The following is an 18,963-nucleotide window of genomic DNA, read 5'->3' as shown; positions in this document are numbered from 1 at the left end:
AGGCCGGGTCACTGTCCGTCGGTGATGTAGAAGTCGTTCTTGATGTACTCCAGGGTGTAGCTGCCGAGGTCGCTCTCGGTGAAGGTGGCGGAGGACCTGACCGCTTCGAGCGGCATCTCGATCCTGTCGGGGCTGCGCACGACGACGCGCCCGGGATCGACCGTCGCGGTGCGCAGGGCCTTCTTCTGCTCGGGCGAGATCATCTGGAACACGATGACGTACGTCGACGTGCACGGACCGAACCCCTGCTCCTCGGCCTTCTTCGCGCCCGGCCCTGCCACCTCGCAGACCGTCGCGATGTCCTCTCGGCCAAGGCCGTGGAGGTACTGCTCGTACCGTTGAATCGCCCGCTCCTTCGTCTTGGGAGCGGGCTGGTTGCCCGTCGGGGCGGCCGAAGGCTTCTCGGTGCCGGCGGACGCGGACGGGAAGGCCGACGGCTCCTTCGACGTCGTGGACGCGGGCGGCTGCGAAGGCTTCGCGGCCGCGTCCTCCGTCGCCTTCTCCGGACCGCACGCGCACGCCGCCACCACCACGCAGGCCGATACCGCCGCGCTCACCATCGTCCGCGTGTTCATCAGGTCCTCTCCGCCGGCCGACTCACCATCAGGACTCCACGCAGGATCCGGGGGAACGGTTCCCGGGCTTGTGACCGGTGCCGCGCTCGCTTTCGTACCGGGAGGGGGAGCAAGGGCCTCTGCCGCGCCCACGTAGTCCCGGGCGCCGCGTGCTCAGCGGCCCGGCGGCGTCCGGTCGGGCATCGGCGCGGGCGTGCGGGGTTCCTTACGGCGCGGGGGGGGCGTCGAGGGTGGGGAGACGGAGCCGCCCCGGTACGCCGAAACGTACCGGGGCGGCGACGTTCCGCGCGCTCCGAGGCGTACGGTCTCCCGTCTGCCCCTTCACGCGCGATGAGGGCCGTCAGCCCCGGGGCACCGCGACGAACGACTCCTGGGGCCTGGTGGTCGGCGTGTACCGGGACGCGGCGGACGCGCTCGGGAGCAGATCCCGGTGGATCACCCTGGACACGGCCTGGATCGTGTTCACGCCGTAGTTCATCGAGCTGTTGCCGTCGGTGAGCACGGTGATGGTGTAGTCACGCCCGGCCCCCTTGAACGTGCCGACGCTGTGCACGCGCCAGCCGCGCGTGGCGCGCTGCAACCAGCCGTTCTTGACGTGCAGGGACACGAAGGAGGGCGCGCCGGCCGTTGTCCCCCACCGCTGCGAGGTGACGACGTTCCCCATGAGCTTGAGGATGTACGCGCGGGCGTTGTCCGTCAGGACGGAGTTCTTGGTCGAGATCAGCGACAGCAGCCGCTGCTGGTCGGTGACGTTGATCCGGGTGAGCCCCCAGTAGCCGCCGGACCCCGGCACCGTCCGCGTCATGCCCGCGGCCGACAGGAAGCCCTTCACCTTGGTGACACCGAGCTGCCTCCACAGGGAGCTGGTGGCCGTGTTGTCGGACTTGGTGATCATGGCAGTCGCGAGGTTGGACTCGCGTGCGGTCAGTTGCCGGTTCGTCTTCTTGGCGTCCCAGAGGAGCGTGGCGAGGACGGTCACCTTCACGACGCTGGCCGAGTCGTACGAGTCGGTGGCGCGCAGGGTGCAGGTGGTGTTCGTGACGCGGTCGCGCAGGCCGACGGCGACGGTACCGGTGCGCCCCGCGAGGGCGTTGGTGATGTCCTTCTGCAGCTTGGCGGCGAGCTCGGTCTGGCCCGACGTGCAGCTGACCCGCGGCGCGGTGGCGGCGGACGCGGGCGCCGCGCCCGCGACGACGGACACGAGCACGCCGGCCGCAGCCACGACCGGGAGCACCCGGGCACGCAGGAATATGTGGTGAGTCATGTGGGTCCCCCATGGAAACGAAGCGAACGCGCTTACGGCGCAGTCGCACTACATGACTCCTGAGCGTGCGGATGGTTGTACGACTCCAGCGAAACGTGGTCGTGCGGTCCCGCGTGTCCGCCTTGTCTGGTCCTGGAAACCACGTCACCGTTCGGAATGGCGCATGGCCTGGGTAGGGCATGTGAGGCGGACGGGGGAGCGGCGACCGGTGGGGCTGCGGATCCATTTCACGTACGAGGACGTGGCGCGGGTGGTTCTGGCGGAAGAGCCCGATCCTCTGTGGGAGGGACTGCTCAGCCTGCATCTGCTGCAGACCCGGGACGCACCCCTGGTGTACGGCCGTTGGCGGAGGGCGGCGGGCGGCTTCGTCGCCCCCGAGTTGCTCCGTCTGCGGCGGCTGGCCCCGCCACACGGCTACTCGGCGGACTTCCTGACCCCGGCGGCGACGTCGGCCGGGTTCGAGGCCGGTGTGGAGGCGCTCCTGGCGACGCCCCGTGGACGGATCCGGGCCGATCTGGCGGAGCTCGCCCGGGCCCGGCCGCTGCCTGGCTGGGCCCGACCCCTCGCCGACGGCGACGCACGGGCGATGGGCGGGCTTGCCGGTCTGGTGCGCAGGCACCACGAGCGGTTCGTGGCCCCGTACTGGCCCCATATCCGTTCCCGTTTCGACGAGGCGCGGTCGGTGGCGGCCAGGGCGATGACGGGATCCGGGTTCGCGGGGCTGGCCGAGGGACTGCATCCCAGCGTGCGCTGGACGGCGCCGGTACTGCACATCGCGGGGCGGCACCTGGAGGGCGACCTGTACCTGCGCGGGAGGGGGCCGCGAATCATCCCGTCGTTCTTCTGCCGGCCAGGGCCGATCGTACTGAAGGACGGGTCCCTGCCGCCGGCGCTCGTCCACCCGATCGCGCACGACCCACGCTGGCTGTCACCCCCGCCGCCCTCCACGCCGCCACGCACCATGCGCTCGCGGCGCTGCTCGGGAAGGCGCGGGCGGCGGTGCTCGAGGAGATGGACGGGGGCCGGACCACCAGCGAGCTGGCGGGCAGGGTGGGCCTCAGCCCGGCGACCGTCAGCCACCATGTGACCGTCCTGCGGGAGGCCGGGCTCCTCACCAGCCGGCGGATCGGCGGAGTCGTCCTGCACACCGTGACCCGCCTCGGCACGGACCTACTGGAACCCGCAATGACCAGCGGTATTCGACCATGCTCGAAACCCGTGGTGCGGGGCGGGATCTGACCGCGACCATGGGCGGGTAGGAGCAGCGGAGCCGCTGCCTCGACCGCCCGTTCCCGGAGCATCCACAGGGAGAACACGAACCATGCCCACCAAGCGCTCTCTGGCCGGGGTGCTCGGCGCCATGACCCTGGCGCTGGCCTCCGTCCTCGCCGCCGGCCCTGCCCACGCGGCCCCCTCCGCCGTCCCGCCGGCACCCTCCGCCGTCCCCCCGACGTCCTCTCCGGCCCCCGCGCGCACGGAGCTGCTGCCGCCCGGCGCCGGTGTCAGCTGCAGCCCCGGAAACTTCTGCGCCTCCGTCTGGGACCCGACGGCGAACCGGTTCCGCGTCTTCTACTTCTACAACTGCACCCGGTACTACCTGTCGAACTGGAACGACTGGGGCGAGGCCAAGAACAGTCAGACCGGTGGCGCCGTCGCGACCATCTACGGCTCGGGCGGCACCGTGATCAGGACCATCCCCGCCGACAACAGCGTCTACGCCGTCAACTGGACGCCCGTCTACTCCATCCGTAACTGCTGATCGAAGCGGACGGGCGGCGCCGCGCCACGTCGACGGGGCGGCCCCGAGGGCCGGGGACGGCCTCCCTGGCACGTTCCCGGCGCGCGGTCCCGCATGATGGAGACATGCGCTCTCGGCCTGTGCTCGTCTATGACGGAGACTGCGGGTTCTGCACGACGTCGGCGAACTTCGTCGAACGACATGTGCGGCCCCGCTGCGACATCGTTCCGTGGCAGTTCACGGACCTCGACGCTCTCGGCGTCACGCGGGAGCGAGCCGCGTACGAGGTGGTGTGGGTGGCTCCCGCCGGAGCGGTGGACGGAGGGGCCCGGGCCGTGGCGAAGACCCTCCTGAGCGGGGGCGGGGTGTGGGCGCCGCTGGGCGCGGTGCTCCTGCTGCCCGGCGTGCGGGTGGTCGCCCGGGGCGTCTACCGGCTCGTCGCGACCCACCGCCACCGGCTGCCGGGAGGAACTCCTGCCTGCGCCGTGTCCCGCCGCCCCGGGTGACGTGAGCCGCCTCCCCGCACAGCTTTCGCGCCGCCGGCGCTGTCCGTACGCGTACCGCACGCCCGGCCAGGGCACATGGCACGACCTGGCCGGGCGATCCGCTGCGACTAGCCTTGCTCTCCGGCGAGCCGGCGTGTGTCGAACCGGCCGCTCTGTCCCTGTTCGATGTCCAGGAGGGTGCGCATGTTCACGGTCAACGAGTACTTCGACGGTACGGTCAAGTCGATCGCGTTCAAGGGGAATGAGGGCCCGGCAACGGTCGGTGTCATGGCCCCCGGCGCGTACGAGTTCGGCACTGCCAAGAGGGAGATCATGCACGTCGTCTCCGGTGCGCTGACCGTGAAGCTCCCCGGCTCCGACGACTGGGACGAGTTCCCGGCCGGGAGCCGGTTCGACGTTCCCGCCGACAGCAAGTTCCAGCTGAGGGTCGACGTGGACACCGCGTACCTCTGCGAGTACCGCGACTGACCTGGGCGCTCGTCGGTCGAACCGGCGGAGACCGCCTGACCCAGAGCTGCGGGTTGCGGCCTCCCTGCTGCGCTGCGCGACGACAGCCGGGCCTTGACGTGATCTGAGCCGAAGGGCGTGGCGAGCGTCAAGGCTCACGCGCTGGAGGCGTCAGGTCCATGGTCCGCCTGATCTCCTCGACCAACTGATGGGGGTGGACGACGGCCCCTCTCACGTCCAGGTGGTGGGTTCCCGTCCATGCCATGGTGCCCTGCGCATCGGTCACGGCAGCGCTGTGGCGGATCAGGGACCATGCGCAGTCCGAGTAGTAGGTCCTTCGGCTGGGTGCGCGACTCTTCCCGGCGGGATCGGGCCGATATCGCGTGGCGGCGGCGCCCGGCCGGAAGCGGGCCGCTGGACCTCGATCCCGAAACGGGTCCACGGCTCGATGAACCACGGCGGCTCCGGCTCCCCGTCGATCCGGGCCCTCGCGACCTCGCCCAGGTCCTCCCACCACTCCAGAGGCCAGAGCTCGGTCACCGACTCCAGTACGTGGACCCAGTGCACGCCCTCCCGGACGTGAGAGCGGAGCGCCTCGCGGGCCTCGTCGCCATCGTCGAGAGCGAGCAGGCGCAGCACGCCGACAGCCCGCCGGCACTGGTCCTCGTCCCCGGCCAGCAGTTCCACGACTGGCGCCGACGACAGTCCCAGGTCCCGGATCAGCCCAGCGAGGTAACGGGCGCGGTCGTCACAGCTGTCCCACCGCCAGTCCCGCCGGATCCCGTCGTACACGAGGGGCGCCGCCTCCCGAGGGCCCTGCAGCGCGCGCACTGCACCCAGGCCGCGCCCTCGTTGCAACAGGCCCTCGACCGAGTCGGAGCGGGCATAGGTCATCACATCGTCATTGCTCATCAGCGGGCACCCTGCCTGAGCTACCCCTCACGACCTGACCGGCCTTGCGGACGCCGAGCTGCTCGACCTGCTGACCGGGACCCGGCCCGGGGCCGGCAGCAGAGTCGAAGCTCTCCGTGAGCTGTCCCGCCGGGATCCGGTGGAAGGCCTGATCCCGCTCGTGCCGTCGCTTGTCACCCCGGACGGCCACCGTCCTCTCCCCCTGCTCAGACAGGCCGTCGCCCACCTCGGCGCTCTGGCCGTACCGGCCGCACGCCGCTGGGTGGGCGTCGAGCAGGGATGGCTGGCCCGGCTCGGTTCGGACGTCCTCGCCGATCACCTCGGCCCCGAGGTGATACCGGTCCTCGTGGCCGAACTCGCCGAGCAGTGGCGGACCCGGGCGTGGTGCGGCCCCGACGCCACAGCCAAGCGGCTGGCCCGCTTCGGACCGGCAGCGGCCGGGGCGGTGGCGGACCTGCGCCGGTTCTGGCTGCACACGCCGCACTCCTACGAACGGGCTGCGTACCTGGAGGCGCTGGCCGTCATCGACCCGGGCGGACTGGACTACACCCACACCGAGTCCCTCTGGGACTGCGAGGAACGCGCCCGACTGCTGGGCGTCGCCCACGCTCCGGCCCACCCCGAAGCCCTGGAGCGGATCGCGGCACTGCGCGACGACCCCATGGAAACCCCTGACGTACGGGCAGGTGCCGAAGCACGGCTGGAGCGTGGCGCAGCGCATCGGGCCGACCGGGCTACCCCCGGGGTTTCCGCCTAGCCGGGCATCGTCGGCACCCCGGTCGAGGTAATCGGTGGTGTTTGTAAGGCGCGATGAACCGACCTCCGTCGGAGAAGCAGTACTCCTGGAGGATCCTGACGCCGCTCGATAGCCAGGCACGGCTTGGCTCGGTCAGGAAGGCCGCTGCTTGCTCCTCGGCCTGCTTCTGCTCAAGCGTCTCAGTTCGTCCTCATGAGGTAGTAGTCCCTGTATCTGGGAGCTGCGGGATCGGCCTCTTCGCTCTGGAAGTCGATCTTCACGAACGAACGTCACCAAACCAGCACGGGAGTCAGCACCGCACCCCCAGAACGTGCCCGATCAGTGCAACCCGGACCGCCCCCTTTCCCGGCCCCTCTCGGGCCTTCGGCAGGGTCGCACCCTCAGGCCATGGAGGCCGGGCGCACACGGCACACCCGAACTATGGTGTCCCACCACATACGCCCCTGACCTGCCCCTTCCTACGGTATGGCGACACCGAAACGTCCCCGCACATGCCTGGAAGTGGTGCACATGGCCGCCGCAACACCCTCCCCGACGCCACCGAACTCCCTCAAGCGGATCGTCGCCGCCAGTCTCATCGGCACCACCATCGAGTGGTACGACTTCTTCCTGTACGGGTCCGCCGCCGCGCTCGTGTTCAACAAGCTGTTCTTTCCCGAGTCCGATCCGCTGGTCGGGACCCTGCTGTCGTTCCTGACGTACGCGGTCGGGTTCGCCGCTCGGCCCCTCGGGGCGCTGGTGTTCGGGCACTACGGGGACCGGCTCGGGCGGAAGAAGCTGCTGGTGCTGAGCCTGCTGCTGATGGGTGGGGCGACGTTCGCCATCGGGCTGCTGCCGACGCACGCGACCATCGGCTCCGCCGCTCCGGTGCTGCTGACCGTGCTGCGGCTCGTGCAGGGTTTCGCGCTCGGGGGCGAGTGGGGCGGGGCCGTGCTGCTCGTGTCCGAGCACGGGGACGCCAAGCGGCGCGGGTTCTGGGCCTCGTGGCCGCAGACCGGCGCGCCGGCGGGGCAGCTGCTCGCGACCGGTGTGCTCTCCGCGCTGACCGCGCTGCTCTCGGACGCCGCCTTCACCTCCTGGGGCTGGCGCGTGCCGTTCCTGCTCTCCGGTGTCCTGGTGATCGTCGGCCTCTGGATCCGGCTCTCGGTCGACGAGTCGCCCGTCTTCAAGGCGGCCCTCGCCGCCGCCGAGGAGCGCAAGGCCGTCGCCGGGCAGGTCGAGAAGATGCCGCTGGTCGCCGTGCTGCGGCACCACTGGCGGGACGTGCTGATCGCGATGGGCGCCCGCATGGCGGAGAACATCTCGTACTACGTGATCACCGCGTTCATCCTCGTGTACGCCACCACCGAGGTCGACCTCTCCAAGCAGACCGCCCTGAACGCCGTCCTCATCGGCTCCGCCGTCCACTTCGCCGTCATCCCCGCCTGGGGCGCGCTCTCCGACCGGATCGGCCGTCGGCCGGTCTATCTGATCGGCGCGATCGGTGTCGGGGCGTGGATGTTCCCGTTCTTCGCCCTCATCGACCGGGGCTCCTTCGGCAGCCTGCTGCTCGCGGTGACCGTCGGTCTGATCCTGCACGGGGCGATGTACGCGCCGCAGGCGGCCTTCTTCTCGGAGATGTTCGCGACGCGGGTGCGATACTCCGGTGCCTCCATCGGCGCCCAGTTCTCCTCCGTGGCCGCCGGCGCGCCCGCTCCGCTCATCGCGACCGCGCTCCTCGCCGACCACGGCACCTCGACCCCGATCGCCCTGTACGTGATCGCCGCCGCGCTGCTCACCGTCGTCGCCATCGCCTGTGCGCGGGAGACCCGTGACCGCGACCTCGGGGACGTCGAGGAGCGGACGCCCGCGGACTCCCGGGTCCGCGCCGACGTCTGATCCACGGCCCCGCGGACGACACCGCACCGCCCTGTGCCCCGCTCGTGACGAGAGCGGGGCACAGGGCTTTCCGCGTGGCGCTAGCTCCCGGCGACCGCGTCCGAGAGCGCGTGCAGGCGCAGCGCCAGCTGGATCTCCAGGGCGCGGGACGGGGACTGCCAGTCGGGGCCGAGGAGCCGGCCGACCCGTTCCAGGCGCTGGGCCACCGTGTTGACGTGGACGTGGAGTTCGTCCTTGGTACGGGCCGGGCTCATGCCGCTGGCGAAGTAGGCGTCCAGGGTGCGGACCAGGTCGGTGCCGCGGCGCCGGTCGTACGCGACGACCTGGCCGATCGTCCGGTCGACGAAGCCGTCGACGTTCCGGCCGTCGGCGAGCAGGAGGCCCAGGAAGCCGAGGTCCTCGGCTGCGGCGCCCTGGCCCGAGCGGTGCAGCAGGACGAGCGCGTCGAGGCAGCGGCGGGCCTCCTCGTACGCGACGGCGACCTGGTCCGGCCGGTCGAGGGGTGCCCGTACGGGGGCGGAGGCGCCGACGGTGACCGGTTCGCGCAGGGTGCCGCCGAGGCTCCGCGCGGTCTGCCGGGCGAGGTCGGCGGCGCTCTCGCCGGGGCCGAGCGGCAGCAGGAGGACCGTACCGCCGTCGCGCGCCGAGGCGAGTCCGTGGCGGGTGGCGGCCAGGTGGGTGGCGGCCGACCACAGGCGCTGGCGGTCGGCGCCCTCGCGGCCGCCGGCGTCGGGGTCGGGCGCGGCGCCGGCCCGGTCGATGCGGGCGGCGAGGACGACGTGCGGGGCCTCGCTGTCGGTACGGAGCCGGGCCGCGCGCTCCCTGAGCAGGCGGCGGTCGCGGTCGGGGGCGTCGAGGAGGTCGTCGAGGAGTTCGCCCCGCACCCGCTGTTCGGCCTCGCCCGCGGAACGGCGGGCGAGCAGCAGCAGGGAGGTGACGAGGGCGGCGCGCTCCAGGGTGCGCTGGTCGACGGGGTCGAGGTCGGGCTGCCCGTGGAGGACGAGGGCGCCCAGGGTCTCGCCGCCGGCGGAGACCGCGGCGACCCAGTCGTCGCCCTCGCGGACGGCGTGGCCCCCGGCGCGGCGGGCGGCTCCCGCGCCCTCCTCGCTGAACTCGACCGTGCCGCCGAGGACTTCGGAGACGGCTTCGGCCACGTCGTGGACGCCGCCGCCGTGCAGGACGAGTTCGGAGAGCCGGTCGTGGACCTCCGAGGCCCGTTCGATGACAGCGCTGTGTTCGCGGATGATGTCGTTGGCCCGTTCCAGCTCGGCGAGGGCGGAGCGGGTCTCGGCGAGGAGGTTGGCGGTGTCGATGGCGACGGCGGCGTGCGCGGCGAAGGAGCCGAGCAGGGCGACTTGTTCGCGCTCGAAGACCCTGGCCCTGCGGTCGGCGGCGAAGAGGACGCCGATGACCTGGCTGCCGAGGCTGAGCGGGACGCCGAGGATGGCGACCAGGCCCTCGTCCCGTACGGCCGCGTCGATGGTCCGGGTGTGCTGGAAGCGCGGGTCCTCGAAGTAGTCGTCGGTGACGTACGGGCGGGCGGTCTGGGCGACGAGTCCGCCGAGGCCCTCCCCCATGCCCAGCCGCACCTGCTGGAAGCGCGCGGAGACCGAGCCCTCGGTGACCCGCATGTACGTGTCCCCGGCGGCCGGGTCGTTGAGGCTCAGGTAGGCGACCTCGGTGCCGAGGAGGGAGCGGGCGCGCTGGACGATGGCGCGCAGTACCGCGTCGAGGTCGCGGAGTCCCGCGAGGTCGTGGGCGGTGGCGAAGAGCGCGGACAGTTCCGCCTCGCGCCGGCGTCGTCCCTCCAGCTCGGCCCGGACCCGCAGGGCGAGCTGCTTGGCCTCTTCGAGGTCGGCCAGCGCCTCGGGGCCCGCGCCGCTGGCGCGGGCGAGGAGCACGGGCCGGTCGTAGGCCTCCGTGGCTGCTCCCCGGGCGAGGAGTTCCAGGTAGGAGACGTGTTCGTGGGACATGGACACAGGGATACCTGCCGTACGTGTGGTCGCACCACCCCTGTGGACGACCTTCCCGCCGGCTCGGGGTACGGGGCGCGGGGGTGGCCCTCAGTGGGCGGTCCAGCCGCCGTCGAGGGTGAGGGAGGTGCCGGTGATGAACGAGGCCTGGGGGGTGCAGAGATAGAGGACGGCCTCGGCGACCTCGTCCGGTTCGATGAGCCGCTTGAGGGCCGAGTCCTTCAGCAGGACCTCGGAGAGGACGCGCTCCGGGGGGATGCCGTGGGCCGCGGCCTGGTCCGCGATCTGCCGCTCGACGAGCGGGGTGCGTACGTAGCCGGGGTTGACGCAGTTGGAGGTGACCCCGTGCGGGGCGCCTTCGAGGGCGGCGGTCTTGGAGAGGCCCTCCAGGCCGTGCTTGGCGGCCACGTACGCGGACTTGAAGGCGGAGGCGCGCAGCCCGTGGACGGAGGAGAGGTTGACGATCCGGCCCCAGCCCTGGGCGTACATGTGGGGCAGGGCACCCCGGATGAGCCGGAAGGGCGCCTCCAGCATCACGGTGAGGACGGTGTGGAAGACGTCCGGCGGGAACTCCTCGATGGGGCGGACGAGCTGGAGTCCGGCGTTGTTCACGAGGATGTCCGCGTCGGCGGCGGCGGCCTCGGCGGCGTCCAGGTCGGTGAGGTCGAGGAGCCGGGGTTCGAGGCTTCCGGGGAGCGCGGCGGCCTCCTCCACCAGGGTCTCCAGGCCCTCGGACGCCCGGTCGACGGCTCTGACCCTGGCCCCTGAGGCGGCGAGCCGCAGCGCGCAGGCGCGCCCGATGCCGCCGGCCGCGCCGGTGACGAGCGCGGTGCGGCCGGTGAGGTCGAGGACGACGGCACGGGGCTGGGCTGCGGGTGCGGGGGCGGGCGCGGGTGCGGGGCTCATGCTCCGCACCCTATGAAGGGCCCTCGCCCTCACCGATGTGCGCCGAGCCCATAGTTCAGCTGGTTGCTGTGGTGCGGAACCATGTGGGTTCGTCCGCCAGCGCCTTCTCGATGCGCAGTCGGGAGAAACGCTTCATCTCGGGCAGGGCGTCCAGGGGAAACCAGCCGACCTCGGTGGACTCGTCGTCGTTGACCCGCGCCTCGCCGCCCACCGCGCGGCAGCGGAAGGACACGTCCAGGAACTGGCACTCGTCGCCGTTGGGGTAGACGACGGGCTTGCGGAGGGTCTCGACGAGCACGATCCGCTCGACCTCGCAGCGCACGGCGGTCTCCTCGTACACCTCGCGCAGCACGCAGTCGGCGGGCTGCTCGCCGGGTTCGACGATGCCGCCGATGATCGCCCACCGGCCGTTGTCGGAGCGGCGGCCGAGCAGCACCCGGCCCTGGTCGTCGAAGACGACGGCGCTCACTCCGGGGAGGAAGAGGAGCTGGTGTCCGGCCTTCTCGCGCAGGGACCGGATGAAGTCAGGGGTAGCCATGGACCCGACCCTAGATCATGTACGGACGGGGGCCGGGGGGTGCCCGGAGCAGGGAAAAGATCCTGCCGATTCCGGCCGGATCCGGCTGACTCCGCCCGGGCCGGTCGGCCGGTCGGCCCTGGCACCGGCTCGCTCCGGCCCGGCCCGGGCCGGTCCGGGGCCGGTCCAGGCCGGTCCGGCTCGGGCCGGTCCGGACCCGCCTCACTCCGCCCGGGTGCGGCGGGCTCGTACGGCGCGGAACGCCGACCAGCCGAGGCCGGCGGCCCCGAGCGCCACGAGCAGGGCCTCGGGCAGGGTGCCCATCCGGGTCGCCGGAGTGAGCGAGGAGCGCAGCGGCACCTTCTCGACCAGGACGTCCGGGGTGAACATCTTCGTCTGCGCGACGATCTCGCCGTCGGGGCGGATGATCGCGCTGACCCCGCTGGTGACGGGCACGACCACCGACCGGCTGTGCTCGACGGCCCGCACGCGGGACATCGCCAACTGCTGGTAGGTCATCTCGGTGCGGCCGAAGGTGGCGTTGTTGCTGGGGACGGTGATGAGCTGCGCGCCGTGGGTGACGGTGTCCCGCACGGCCCAGTCGAAGGCCGCCTCGTAGCAGGTGGCGAGGCCCACCCGGGTCCCCGCCAGGTCGAAGACGCCCACCTTCGTGCCGGCGCCGAAGTCGCGGCTCACCCGGTCGACGTTGCTGTTGAAGAGACGGACGACGGGACGCAGCGGGATGTACTCGCCGAACGGCTGGACGTGCCGCTTGTCGTAGGTGGCGACCGGGCCCCGCTCCGGGTCCCATTCGATGAGGGTGTTGCGGAGCTTGCCGGTCTCGGGGGCGACGACCGCGCCGATCACGGTCGGTACGCCGATCGCCCGGACCGCGCCGTCGATGACGTCGGCGGCGTCGGCGTTGGCGTAGGGGTCGATGTCCGAGGAGTTCTCGGGCCACAGGACGAAGTCGGGCTGCGGGGCCCGGCCGGCCTTGACGTCCTCGGCGAGTTCGCGGGTGCGGGCGGCGTGGTTGTCGAGCACGGCCCGGCGCTGGGCGTTGAAGTCGAGGCCGAGGCGGGGCACGTTGCCCTGGACGGCGGCGACGGTGGCGGTGCCGTCCTCGGCCGAGTCGTCGACCAGGGGCAGGGCCGCGAGGGCGCCGCCGACCGGGACGAGCACGGAGAGCACGGCGACGGCGAGCGGGCCTCGGGGGACGGCGCCGGTGGCGTGGTGGACCCGGAGCTGCCGGTACGTCTCGTACAGGCCGAATCCGCAGAGGGCGACGGCGAAGCCGAGCACCGGCGTACCGCCGACGGCGGCGAGCGGCAGGAAGACACCGTCCGCCTGTCCGAAGGCGATCTTGCCCCAGGGGAAGCCGCCGAACGGCACGCGCGCGCGTGCCCCTTCTCCGATGATCCACACCCCGGCGGCGAGGACCGGCCACCACGGGAGCCGGGAGACGGCCGCGATGCCGAGTCCGGCGGCGGCCACGAAGAGCGCCTCGACGGCGGCGAGGGCGAGCCAGGGGCCGGCGCCGACCTCCTCGCCGGTCCAGACGAGGAGGGGCAGCAGGAAGCCGAGCCCGGCGAGGTATCCGAGGCCGAAGCCGGCCCGGAGGCGGCGGCCCCGCAGGGCCCAGCCGAGCAGGGCGAAGGCCGGCAGCGCGAGCCACCACAGGGGCCGGGGCGGGAAGCTCAGGTAGAGCAGGAACCCGGACAGCAGGGCCGCCCCGGGCCGCACGAACCGCCGCAGCCGGGAGCCCGGCGTGGGCGCGGTGTCGGTTCCGGACGGGTCGACGGGGGTGATGGTGGTGCTCACCTTGCGGAGTCTACGGGTCGTTCCTGTCCGGGAGGAGGCCGGTGGGGACCGCGGCCGGCCCCGGTGACCTGCTCGGACGCACCGCCGGTAGGGGGAGCGGGCGGGTGCCTCCCGGCCCGGTCGTCGGCGGCCTGACCGCCACGGGCGCGGGCGCCTGCCTCCCGCACCGGCATCCGTGGGTCGGTCCGCCTCGCGCGCCACCGGTGGACCGGCTCGGCCTCCGACGCCCGACGGTATCGACCTGCTCGGTCCCAGAACGCCCGCCGGTGTCAACCGGCTCGGCCCGGCTCGGCCTTCGATGCCCGTCGGTGTCGACCGGCTCGGCCTCAGACGCCCGTCGGTGTGGGCGGTTTCGGCGGGGTCGGCGGGCGGAGGTGGTCGCGGATGACGCGTACCGCGGACTCGGCGTCGTCGACGGTCACCGTGAACGTACGCCCGTCGCCGAGGCGCAGGACCAGGCCCTCACCGCGCCTGACGACGACGGCCGTGCCCATCTCGGGGCGCCAGCGGTAGCCCCAGCCGCCCCAGTGGCGCGGGGTGACGCTCGGGGCGAATTCCGCGCCGACGATGTGGGAGAGGAGGATGCGGCGGCGCGGCACGCCGATGTGGCCGCAGCGGACCTCCATGGCGAGGTCGTCGACCTTCACGGCCACATGGACGAAGGCGAGGGTGCCGAAGAGGATGAGGAGTCCGCCGACGACGCAGCCGATCACGGCCATCAGGAGGGCCGCGATGCCGGAGGTCCAGGGCGATTCCACGGCGATGGTGATGCCGAGGGCCATGAAGGCCGCGCCGGCGACCGCCGCCAGCCATTGGAAGCGGTTGGTCGCGCGGCCGGTCCAGACGGCGGGTTTCCGCGCGTCGGCGTGCTGGTCCCGGGCGTGCTCCCTCATAGGGGAAGCGTACCTAGGATCGGCCGCGACAGCGCGCCGGAGCGAGACCGTCCGCTCACGCTCAGTGAGCGGGTGCCGTCGCCCCGAGGAGGCGGGCTTCGGCGTAGCCGAAGGCGGCGGCGGGGAGCGGCCCTGGGCGGCCGCTGAGCAGGACGGAGAGGCCGCCGGTGGGGTCGGCGTCGGGGGCGGGTTCGGCGCCGACGCGGCGCAGCGCCTGGGCGGCGACGGCGTCGGCGGAGCCGTGGAAGACCAGCGGGGGCAGCCCGGGCGCCCGGCGGGCTTCGAGGGCGGCGAGGATGCGCGCCTCGACGAGTTCGTAGTGGGTGCAGCCGAGGACGACGGCGCGGACGTCCCGGGGGGTGAGCGCGGCGGCCGCGGCGACGGCCCGGTCGACGGCCTCCGGGTCGGCGTGCTCCACGGCGTCCGCGAGCCCCGGGCAGGGCACCTCGGTGACCTCGGCGCCGTCGGCGAAGTCGCGGATGAGCCCGCGCTGGTAGGCGCTGCCCGTGGTGGCGGGGGTGGCCCAGATGGCGACCTTGCCGCCGCCCGCGGCGGCGGGCTTGATCGCGGGGACGGTGCCGATGACGGCGATGTCCGGTTCGAGGGCGGCGCGGAGCGCGGGCAGGGCGTGCACGCTGGCGGTGTTGCACGCGACGATGAGGGCCTGCGGGCGGTGCTCGGCCGCGGCGAGGGCGACGGCCAGGGCGCGCTGCGTGAGGTCCTCCGGCGTGCGCGGCCCCCACGGCATGCCGTCGGGGTCGTTGGAGAGGAGCAGATCGGCGTCCGGCCGGAGCCGCCGCACCGCGGCCGCCGCCGGGAGGAGGCCGATTCCGGAGTCCATGAGCGCGATCTTCACCCGGTCACCCTAGCCGATGAGCCTTACATCCCCCGCGATCTGGGGCAGACTGCCGCGAATGAGCACCCTCGCCTGGTTCGCGCTCGGTTCGTCTGTCGTGTGGGGCTGGCTGCTGTTGGGCCAGGGGTTCTTCTGGCGTACGGACCAGCGGCTGCCGCCGGCCGTCCGAAGTCCCGCGCGCGGGCAGGCCGCGGACGGCGAGGGCGGTTGGCCGCGGGTGGTCGTCGTGGTGCCGGCCCGGGACGAGGCCGGGGTGCTGCCGCTGAGTCTGCCGTCGCTGCTCACGCAGGACTATCCGGGGGTCGCGGAGGTGATCCTCGTGGACGACGGGAGTACGGACGGCACGGGGAGGCTCGCCGTCGAGCTGGCCGCCCGGTGCGGCGGGCTGCCGCTGACGGTCGCGTCGCCGGGTGAGCCGGAGCGGGGCTGGACGGGGAAGCTGTGGGCGCTGCGGCACGGCATGGCGCTGGCACGGGCGCGTGGACCCGAGTTCCTGCTGCTGACGGACGCGGACATCGCCCATGAGCCGGACAGTCTGCGGCTGCTCGTGTCGGCGGCGGTGGGGAACGAGCTGGATCTGGTGTCGCAGATGGCCCGGCTCCGGGTCGTGACCCTGTGGGAGCGTCTGGTCGTGCCGGCGTTCGTCTACTTCTTCGCTCAGCTCTACCCCTTCCGCTGGATCAACCGGGAGCGGCCTCTGGCGACGGCGGCCGCGGGCGGCTGTGTGCTGCTGCGGACGAAGACGGCGGAGGCGGCGGACGTACCGGAGGCGATCCGGCAGGCGGTGATCGACGACGTGTCGCTGGCGCGGGCGGTACGGCGGGCCGGCGGGCGGATCTGGCTGGGTCTCGCGGAGCGGGTCGACAGCGTCCGCCCGTACCCGGGGCTCGGTGAGTTGTGGCGGATGGTCGCGCGGAGCGCGTACGCGCAGTTGCGGCACAACCCGTTGCTGCTCGCGGGGACGGTGGCGGGTCTCGTCCTCGTCTACCTGGTGCCGCCGGTGGCCCTGGTGGCGGGGGTGCTGGGCGGGGACCCGGTGGCGGCCTGGGCGGGCGGTGCGGCCTGGGCGGTGATGGCGGGGACGTACGTGCCGATGCTCCGCTACTACCGGCAGCCGCTGTGGCTCGCGCCGCTGCTGCCGTTCACCGCGTTCCTCTATCTCCTGATGACGGTGGACTCGGCGGTGCGGCACCACCGGGGGGTCGGCGCGGCCTGGAAGGGCCGGACGTACGCGCGCCCGGAGGCGGCGCCGGACCGGTGAGGGCCGTTCGCGGGTCGTGGCCGGTCCGGAGGCGGCGCCGGACCGCCGAGGGCCGTTCGCGGGGTCGTGGCCGGGGGGCTTCCTCGCGGTAAATGGTTTTTCCGACACGGGGAGTAGCGCCGTCAATTCGGCGCGTACACATGACCCCCGGATGTGGCGGATTGACGCGCAATCATGCCCATGATCAAGTTCCCGCCCCCCTTCTCGGCACCATTTCTTTATGCGTTCTTCATGCCTGGGGCACCGCACCGGACCGGACGGGTCCGACCCGCCGGTAACCCCCTCCGAACTCGGCTTTTACACGATCTTGGCGTGCGCCGCCGCCCGTTTTTGACACGTTCGCTCTGATTGGGGATCCACTTCTCCCCCAAGCCCGTCAAACAACCCTCTAATCAGGCTCCCCAACCAGCACATCGTGGGCTTAACTTATGTGCCATGACCTCCCCCCGCTCCACCTATGGAGGCGGTTACCACACCGCGCCGTCCTTCCCGGACACCCCGATCTACGACTCCCTGGTCGCGGAGCGGGGCACGCCTCAGATCGCCCCGATCCGAGTGCCCGCCGCCTACGACACCGGCAGCAGTTTTCCCACGAGCGGCTCCTACCTGCCGGCGCTCCCCGCGGCCCTGCCCGCCCTTCCGGCGGCGCCCTCCCCGCAGCCCTCCTACGGCAACGGCTACGGCTACCCGCAGCCCGCGCAGCAGATGGCCCCCGTGCCCCTGCAGCACGCCCCCGCCCCGTACATCCCGCAGCAGCAGACGGCCCCCCGCGGCTACCAGGGCGGGCAGTACCCGCAGCAGCCCCGGCCGGCGGCCGCGGGGTACGAGGCGATGCGTCCCGCGGCGCCCCGGCCCGTGCCCGCGGCGTTCCCCGCCCCCTCGCCGTACGACGACCCGTACAACCGTCCCTACCAGGGCGGGGGTTACTGACCGGCGCCCCGCACCGGACGACGGGGAGCCCGGGGCGGCTGGCAGGATGACGGTATGCCGACTCCTGTGCTCCGCTCCGTCCACGTCCACCCGGTGAAGGCCATGCGCGCGCTGGCTCCCACGGAGGCCGAGGTCCAGCCCTGGGGGCTGGCCGGGGACCGCCGCTGGGCCGTCGTCGACGCCGCGGGCAAGGTCGTGACCCAACGCCGTCACCCCCGGATGGCGTTGGCCACGGCGGAGCCGCTGCCGGGCGGCGGGGTCACCCTCTCCGCGCCCGGCCACCCGCCCCTGACGGTCGATGTTCCGCACCCCTCGTCGACCGTCACCGTGGAGATCTTCGACAAGCACGTCGAGGCCGTCCCGGCGGACGGGGCGGCGGGAGGCTGGCTCTCGGCGTACCTGGAGGACGAGTTCCGGCTCGTCCACATGGACGCCCCGGAACACCGGCGCCCCGTCGACCCGGCGTACGCCCTGCCCGGCGAGACGGTGAGCTTCGCGGACGGCTATCCGCTGCTCGTCGCCACCACGTCCTCGCTCGACGCCCTCAACTCCCTCATCGCGCAGGGGGAGCACGCCCACGAGGGCCCCCTCCCCATGAACCGGTTCCGGCCGAACCTGGTGATCGGAGGGACCTCCCCCTGGGAGGAGGACGGCTGGACGCGGCTCGCCGTCGGAGAGATCACCTTCCGGGTCGCGCGGCCGTGCGGGCGCTGTGTCGTCACCACGACGAACCAGTCGACCGCCGAGCGCGGCAAGGAGCCGCTGCGGACCCTCGCCCAGCACCGCAAGAACGACGGCCGGGTCATCTTCGGCCAGAACCTCGTCCCCGAGAACACGGGCACGGTCCGGGTCGGCGACGAGGTGAAGATCCTGGACTGAGCGGGCCGTACGCCGCGCGTTCCTCCGGGGGCCGAGATGCGGACCGGGGGCCAAGAGGCGGGACACCCGTCACACTTCACGGGCCCGACGGGCGGCGGGCCGTCCCCCGAGGCACACTCGTCGAAGGAGCGGTGAACGACGAGGGGGTGCCGACGTGCGCGCAGCCATCGGACTCTGGCGCTGGCGGCACAATCCCCTGCGCCGGACCACGGACCTCGTCGAAGCCTGGGTCGCCTTCGTGGCGGCCGTCCTGCTCTGCGTCCTGGTGCCCCTCACCGGCTGGGCGGCCGGATCGTCGGCCGACGACTCGCTCCAGCGCGCGGTCCGCGTCCAGCAGGAACAGCGCGTGCCGACGACGGCCCGGGTCGTACGGCCCGCCGACCCGCCCGCGAGCCGGTCCGGTACCGCCGAGGACGCCGGCGACGAGCGGCTGCGCCGCCAGGTCGTGGCCCGGTGGACCGCGCCGGACGGCTCGCCCCGTACGGGAACGGTGACGACGGCCCGGCGCACGTCCGCCCCCGGCACCGTCTTCGCGCTGTGGACGGACCGGGACGGACGCCCGGCGCCGGCACCGATGCAGGCCGGCACCGCCCGCGCCCACGCGGCCGTCGCCGGGCTGACCGCCGCACTGCTCACGGGCGTCCTGGTGGAGATCGTCCGCCGTCTCGCCGTACGCCGACTGGTGCTGCTGCGGTACGCGCGTCTCGACCGGGCGTGGGCGGCGACCGGCCCGGACTGGGGCCGCACCGGAACGGGCAGCTGAGCACGCGAGGGTGCTCGTCGGCGACCCGTCAACCCCGCCGCCCCGCGCGCGCTACGGTGGGGCATCGGATCAGCGGCGAGGCATGAG

20 protein-coding genes are annotated in these 18,963 nt (G+C 73.0%); 11 read left to right on the top strand and 9 right to left on the bottom strand.

Going from position 1 to position 18,963, the window contains the following annotated elements:
* Positions 1–8 precede the first annotated feature (8 nt).
* Positions 9–575 carry a hypothetical protein gene (locus tag AMK29_RS23970; RefSeq protein ID WP_073816436.1) on the bottom strand — a complete coding sequence of 189 codons (567 nt, stop codon included), beginning with the start codon at positions 573–575 and terminating at the stop codon, positions 9–11.
* A 340-nt stretch (positions 576–915) separates the two neighbouring features.
* Positions 916–1,839, bottom strand: coding sequence for a serine hydrolase (locus tag AMK29_RS23965; protein ID WP_073816434.1), 924 nt, complete (start codon positions 1,837–1,839; stop codon positions 916–918).
* Between the two features lie 208 nt (positions 1,840–2,047).
* Here AMK29_RS23965 and AMK29_RS23960 point away from each other — a divergent pair, with 208 nt between their 5' ends.
* The 5 genes from AMK29_RS23960 (at position 2,048) to ppnP (ending at position 4,551) form a co-directional block, all read left to right on the top strand.
* On the top strand, positions 2,048–2,926 hold the full coding sequence (locus AMK29_RS23960; protein WP_241845705.1) for a transcriptional regulator: 879 nt from the start codon (positions 2,048–2,050) through the stop codon (positions 2,924–2,926).
* Positions 2,851–3,078 carry an ArsR/SmtB family transcription factor gene (locus tag AMK29_RS37390; protein WP_241845701.1) on the top strand — a complete coding sequence of 76 codons (228 nt, stop codon included), beginning with the start codon at positions 2,851–2,853 and terminating at the stop codon, positions 3,076–3,078. The genes AMK29_RS23960 and AMK29_RS37390 overlap by 76 nt, the downstream gene beginning before the upstream one ends.
* Before the next feature lie 82 nt (positions 3,079–3,160).
* Complete coding sequence (locus AMK29_RS23955) at positions 3,161–3,598, top strand: hypothetical protein (RefSeq protein ID WP_073816432.1); 438 nt, start codon at positions 3,161–3,163, stop codon at positions 3,596–3,598.
* 104 nt (positions 3,599–3,702) lie between these two features.
* Complete coding sequence (locus tag AMK29_RS23950; RefSeq protein WP_073816429.1) at positions 3,703–4,083, top strand: thiol-disulfide oxidoreductase DCC family protein; 381 nt, start codon at positions 3,703–3,705, stop codon at positions 4,081–4,083.
* Positions 4,084–4,266: 183 nt separating this feature from the next.
* On the top strand, positions 4,267–4,551 hold the full coding sequence (gene ppnP, locus AMK29_RS23945; protein WP_073816427.1) for a pyrimidine/purine nucleoside phosphorylase: 285 nt from the start codon (positions 4,267–4,269) through the stop codon (positions 4,549–4,551).
* Between the two features lie 282 nt (positions 4,552–4,833).
* Here the strand turns inward: ppnP and AMK29_RS23940 are convergent, their stop codons facing one another.
* Positions 4,834–5,442, bottom strand: coding sequence for a hypothetical protein (locus AMK29_RS23940; protein WP_143202945.1), 609 nt, complete (start codon positions 5,440–5,442; stop codon positions 4,834–4,836).
* Positions 5,443–5,602: 160 nt separating this feature from the next.
* Between AMK29_RS23940 and AMK29_RS23935 the strand changes: the two genes are divergently transcribed.
* Together AMK29_RS23935 and AMK29_RS23930 are read left to right on the top strand one after the other, a co-directional pair.
* Positions 5,603–6,199 carry a hypothetical protein gene (locus tag AMK29_RS23935; protein WP_143202944.1) on the top strand — a complete coding sequence of 199 codons (597 nt, stop codon included), beginning with the start codon at positions 5,603–5,605 and terminating at the stop codon, positions 6,197–6,199.
* A 510-nt stretch (positions 6,200–6,709) separates the two neighbouring features.
* Positions 6,710–8,077 (top strand): MFS transporter, encoded by a 1,368-nt coding sequence (locus tag AMK29_RS23930; protein ID WP_073816419.1) that lies wholly within the window; start codon positions 6,710–6,712, stop codon positions 8,075–8,077.
* Between the two features lie 80 nt (positions 8,078–8,157).
* On the opposite strand, the gene AMK29_RS23925 is transcribed toward AMK29_RS23930, so the two are convergent.
* The 6 genes from AMK29_RS23925 to AMK29_RS23900 all read right to left on the bottom strand — a co-directional run bounded on the left by AMK29_RS23925 (position 8,158) and on the right by AMK29_RS23900 (position 15,043).
* Positions 8,158–10,050, bottom strand: a complete 1,893-nt coding sequence (locus tag AMK29_RS23925) for a helix-turn-helix domain-containing protein (protein ID WP_073817187.1) — start codon at positions 10,048–10,050, stop codon at positions 8,158–8,160.
* Between the two features lie 90 nt (positions 10,051–10,140).
* Complete coding sequence (locus AMK29_RS23920) at positions 10,141–10,956, bottom strand: 3-hydroxybutyrate dehydrogenase (protein ID WP_073816416.1); 816 nt, start codon at positions 10,954–10,956, stop codon at positions 10,141–10,143.
* 55 nt (positions 10,957–11,011) lie between these two features.
* Positions 11,012–11,494, bottom strand: coding sequence for an NUDIX hydrolase (locus AMK29_RS23915; RefSeq protein ID WP_073816414.1), 483 nt, complete (start codon positions 11,492–11,494; stop codon positions 11,012–11,014).
* Positions 11,495–11,695: 201 nt separating this feature from the next.
* Positions 11,696–13,294, bottom strand: coding sequence for an apolipoprotein N-acyltransferase (gene lnt / locus AMK29_RS23910; RefSeq protein ID WP_073816412.1), 1,599 nt, complete (start codon positions 13,292–13,294; stop codon positions 11,696–11,698).
* A 326-nt stretch (positions 13,295–13,620) separates the two neighbouring features.
* Entirely contained in the window at positions 13,621–14,187 is a 567-nt protein-coding gene (locus tag AMK29_RS23905) for a hypothetical protein (RefSeq protein ID WP_073816410.1), read from the bottom strand.
* A 61-nt stretch (positions 14,188–14,248) separates the two neighbouring features.
* Positions 14,249–15,043, bottom strand: a complete 795-nt coding sequence (locus AMK29_RS23900) for a glutamate racemase (protein WP_073816408.1) — start codon at positions 15,041–15,043, stop codon at positions 14,249–14,251.
* A 58-nt stretch (positions 15,044–15,101) separates the two neighbouring features.
* Here AMK29_RS23900 and AMK29_RS23895 point away from each other — a divergent pair, with 58 nt between their 5' ends.
* The 4 genes from AMK29_RS23895 to AMK29_RS23880 all read left to right on the top strand — a co-directional run bounded on the left by AMK29_RS23895 (position 15,102) and on the right by AMK29_RS23880 (position 18,876).
* Complete coding sequence (locus AMK29_RS23895; protein WP_073816406.1) at positions 15,102–16,304, top strand: glycosyltransferase; 1,203 nt, start codon at positions 15,102–15,104, stop codon at positions 16,302–16,304.
* Positions 16,305–16,739: 435 nt separating this feature from the next.
* Entirely contained in the window at positions 16,740–17,234 is a 495-nt protein-coding gene (locus tag AMK29_RS23890; RefSeq protein WP_073816404.1) for a DUF6643 family protein, read from the top strand.
* Between the two features lie 54 nt (positions 17,235–17,288).
* Entirely contained in the window at positions 17,289–18,113 is an 825-nt protein-coding gene (locus AMK29_RS23885; protein WP_073816403.1) for an MOSC domain-containing protein, read from the top strand.
* Positions 18,114–18,267: 154 nt separating this feature from the next.
* Complete coding sequence (locus tag AMK29_RS23880) at positions 18,268–18,876, top strand: Rv1733c family protein (RefSeq protein WP_073816401.1); 609 nt, start codon at positions 18,268–18,270, stop codon at positions 18,874–18,876.
* The last annotated feature ends 87 nt before the right edge of the window (positions 18,877–18,963 follow it).

The sequence above is a fragment of the Streptomyces sp. CB02261 genome, from assembly GCF_001905665.1.
Taxonomy (GTDB): Bacteria; Actinomycetota; Actinomycetes; order Streptomycetales; family Streptomycetaceae; genus Streptomyces.
This window is presented reverse-complemented; position numbering and strand designations above follow the sequence as displayed.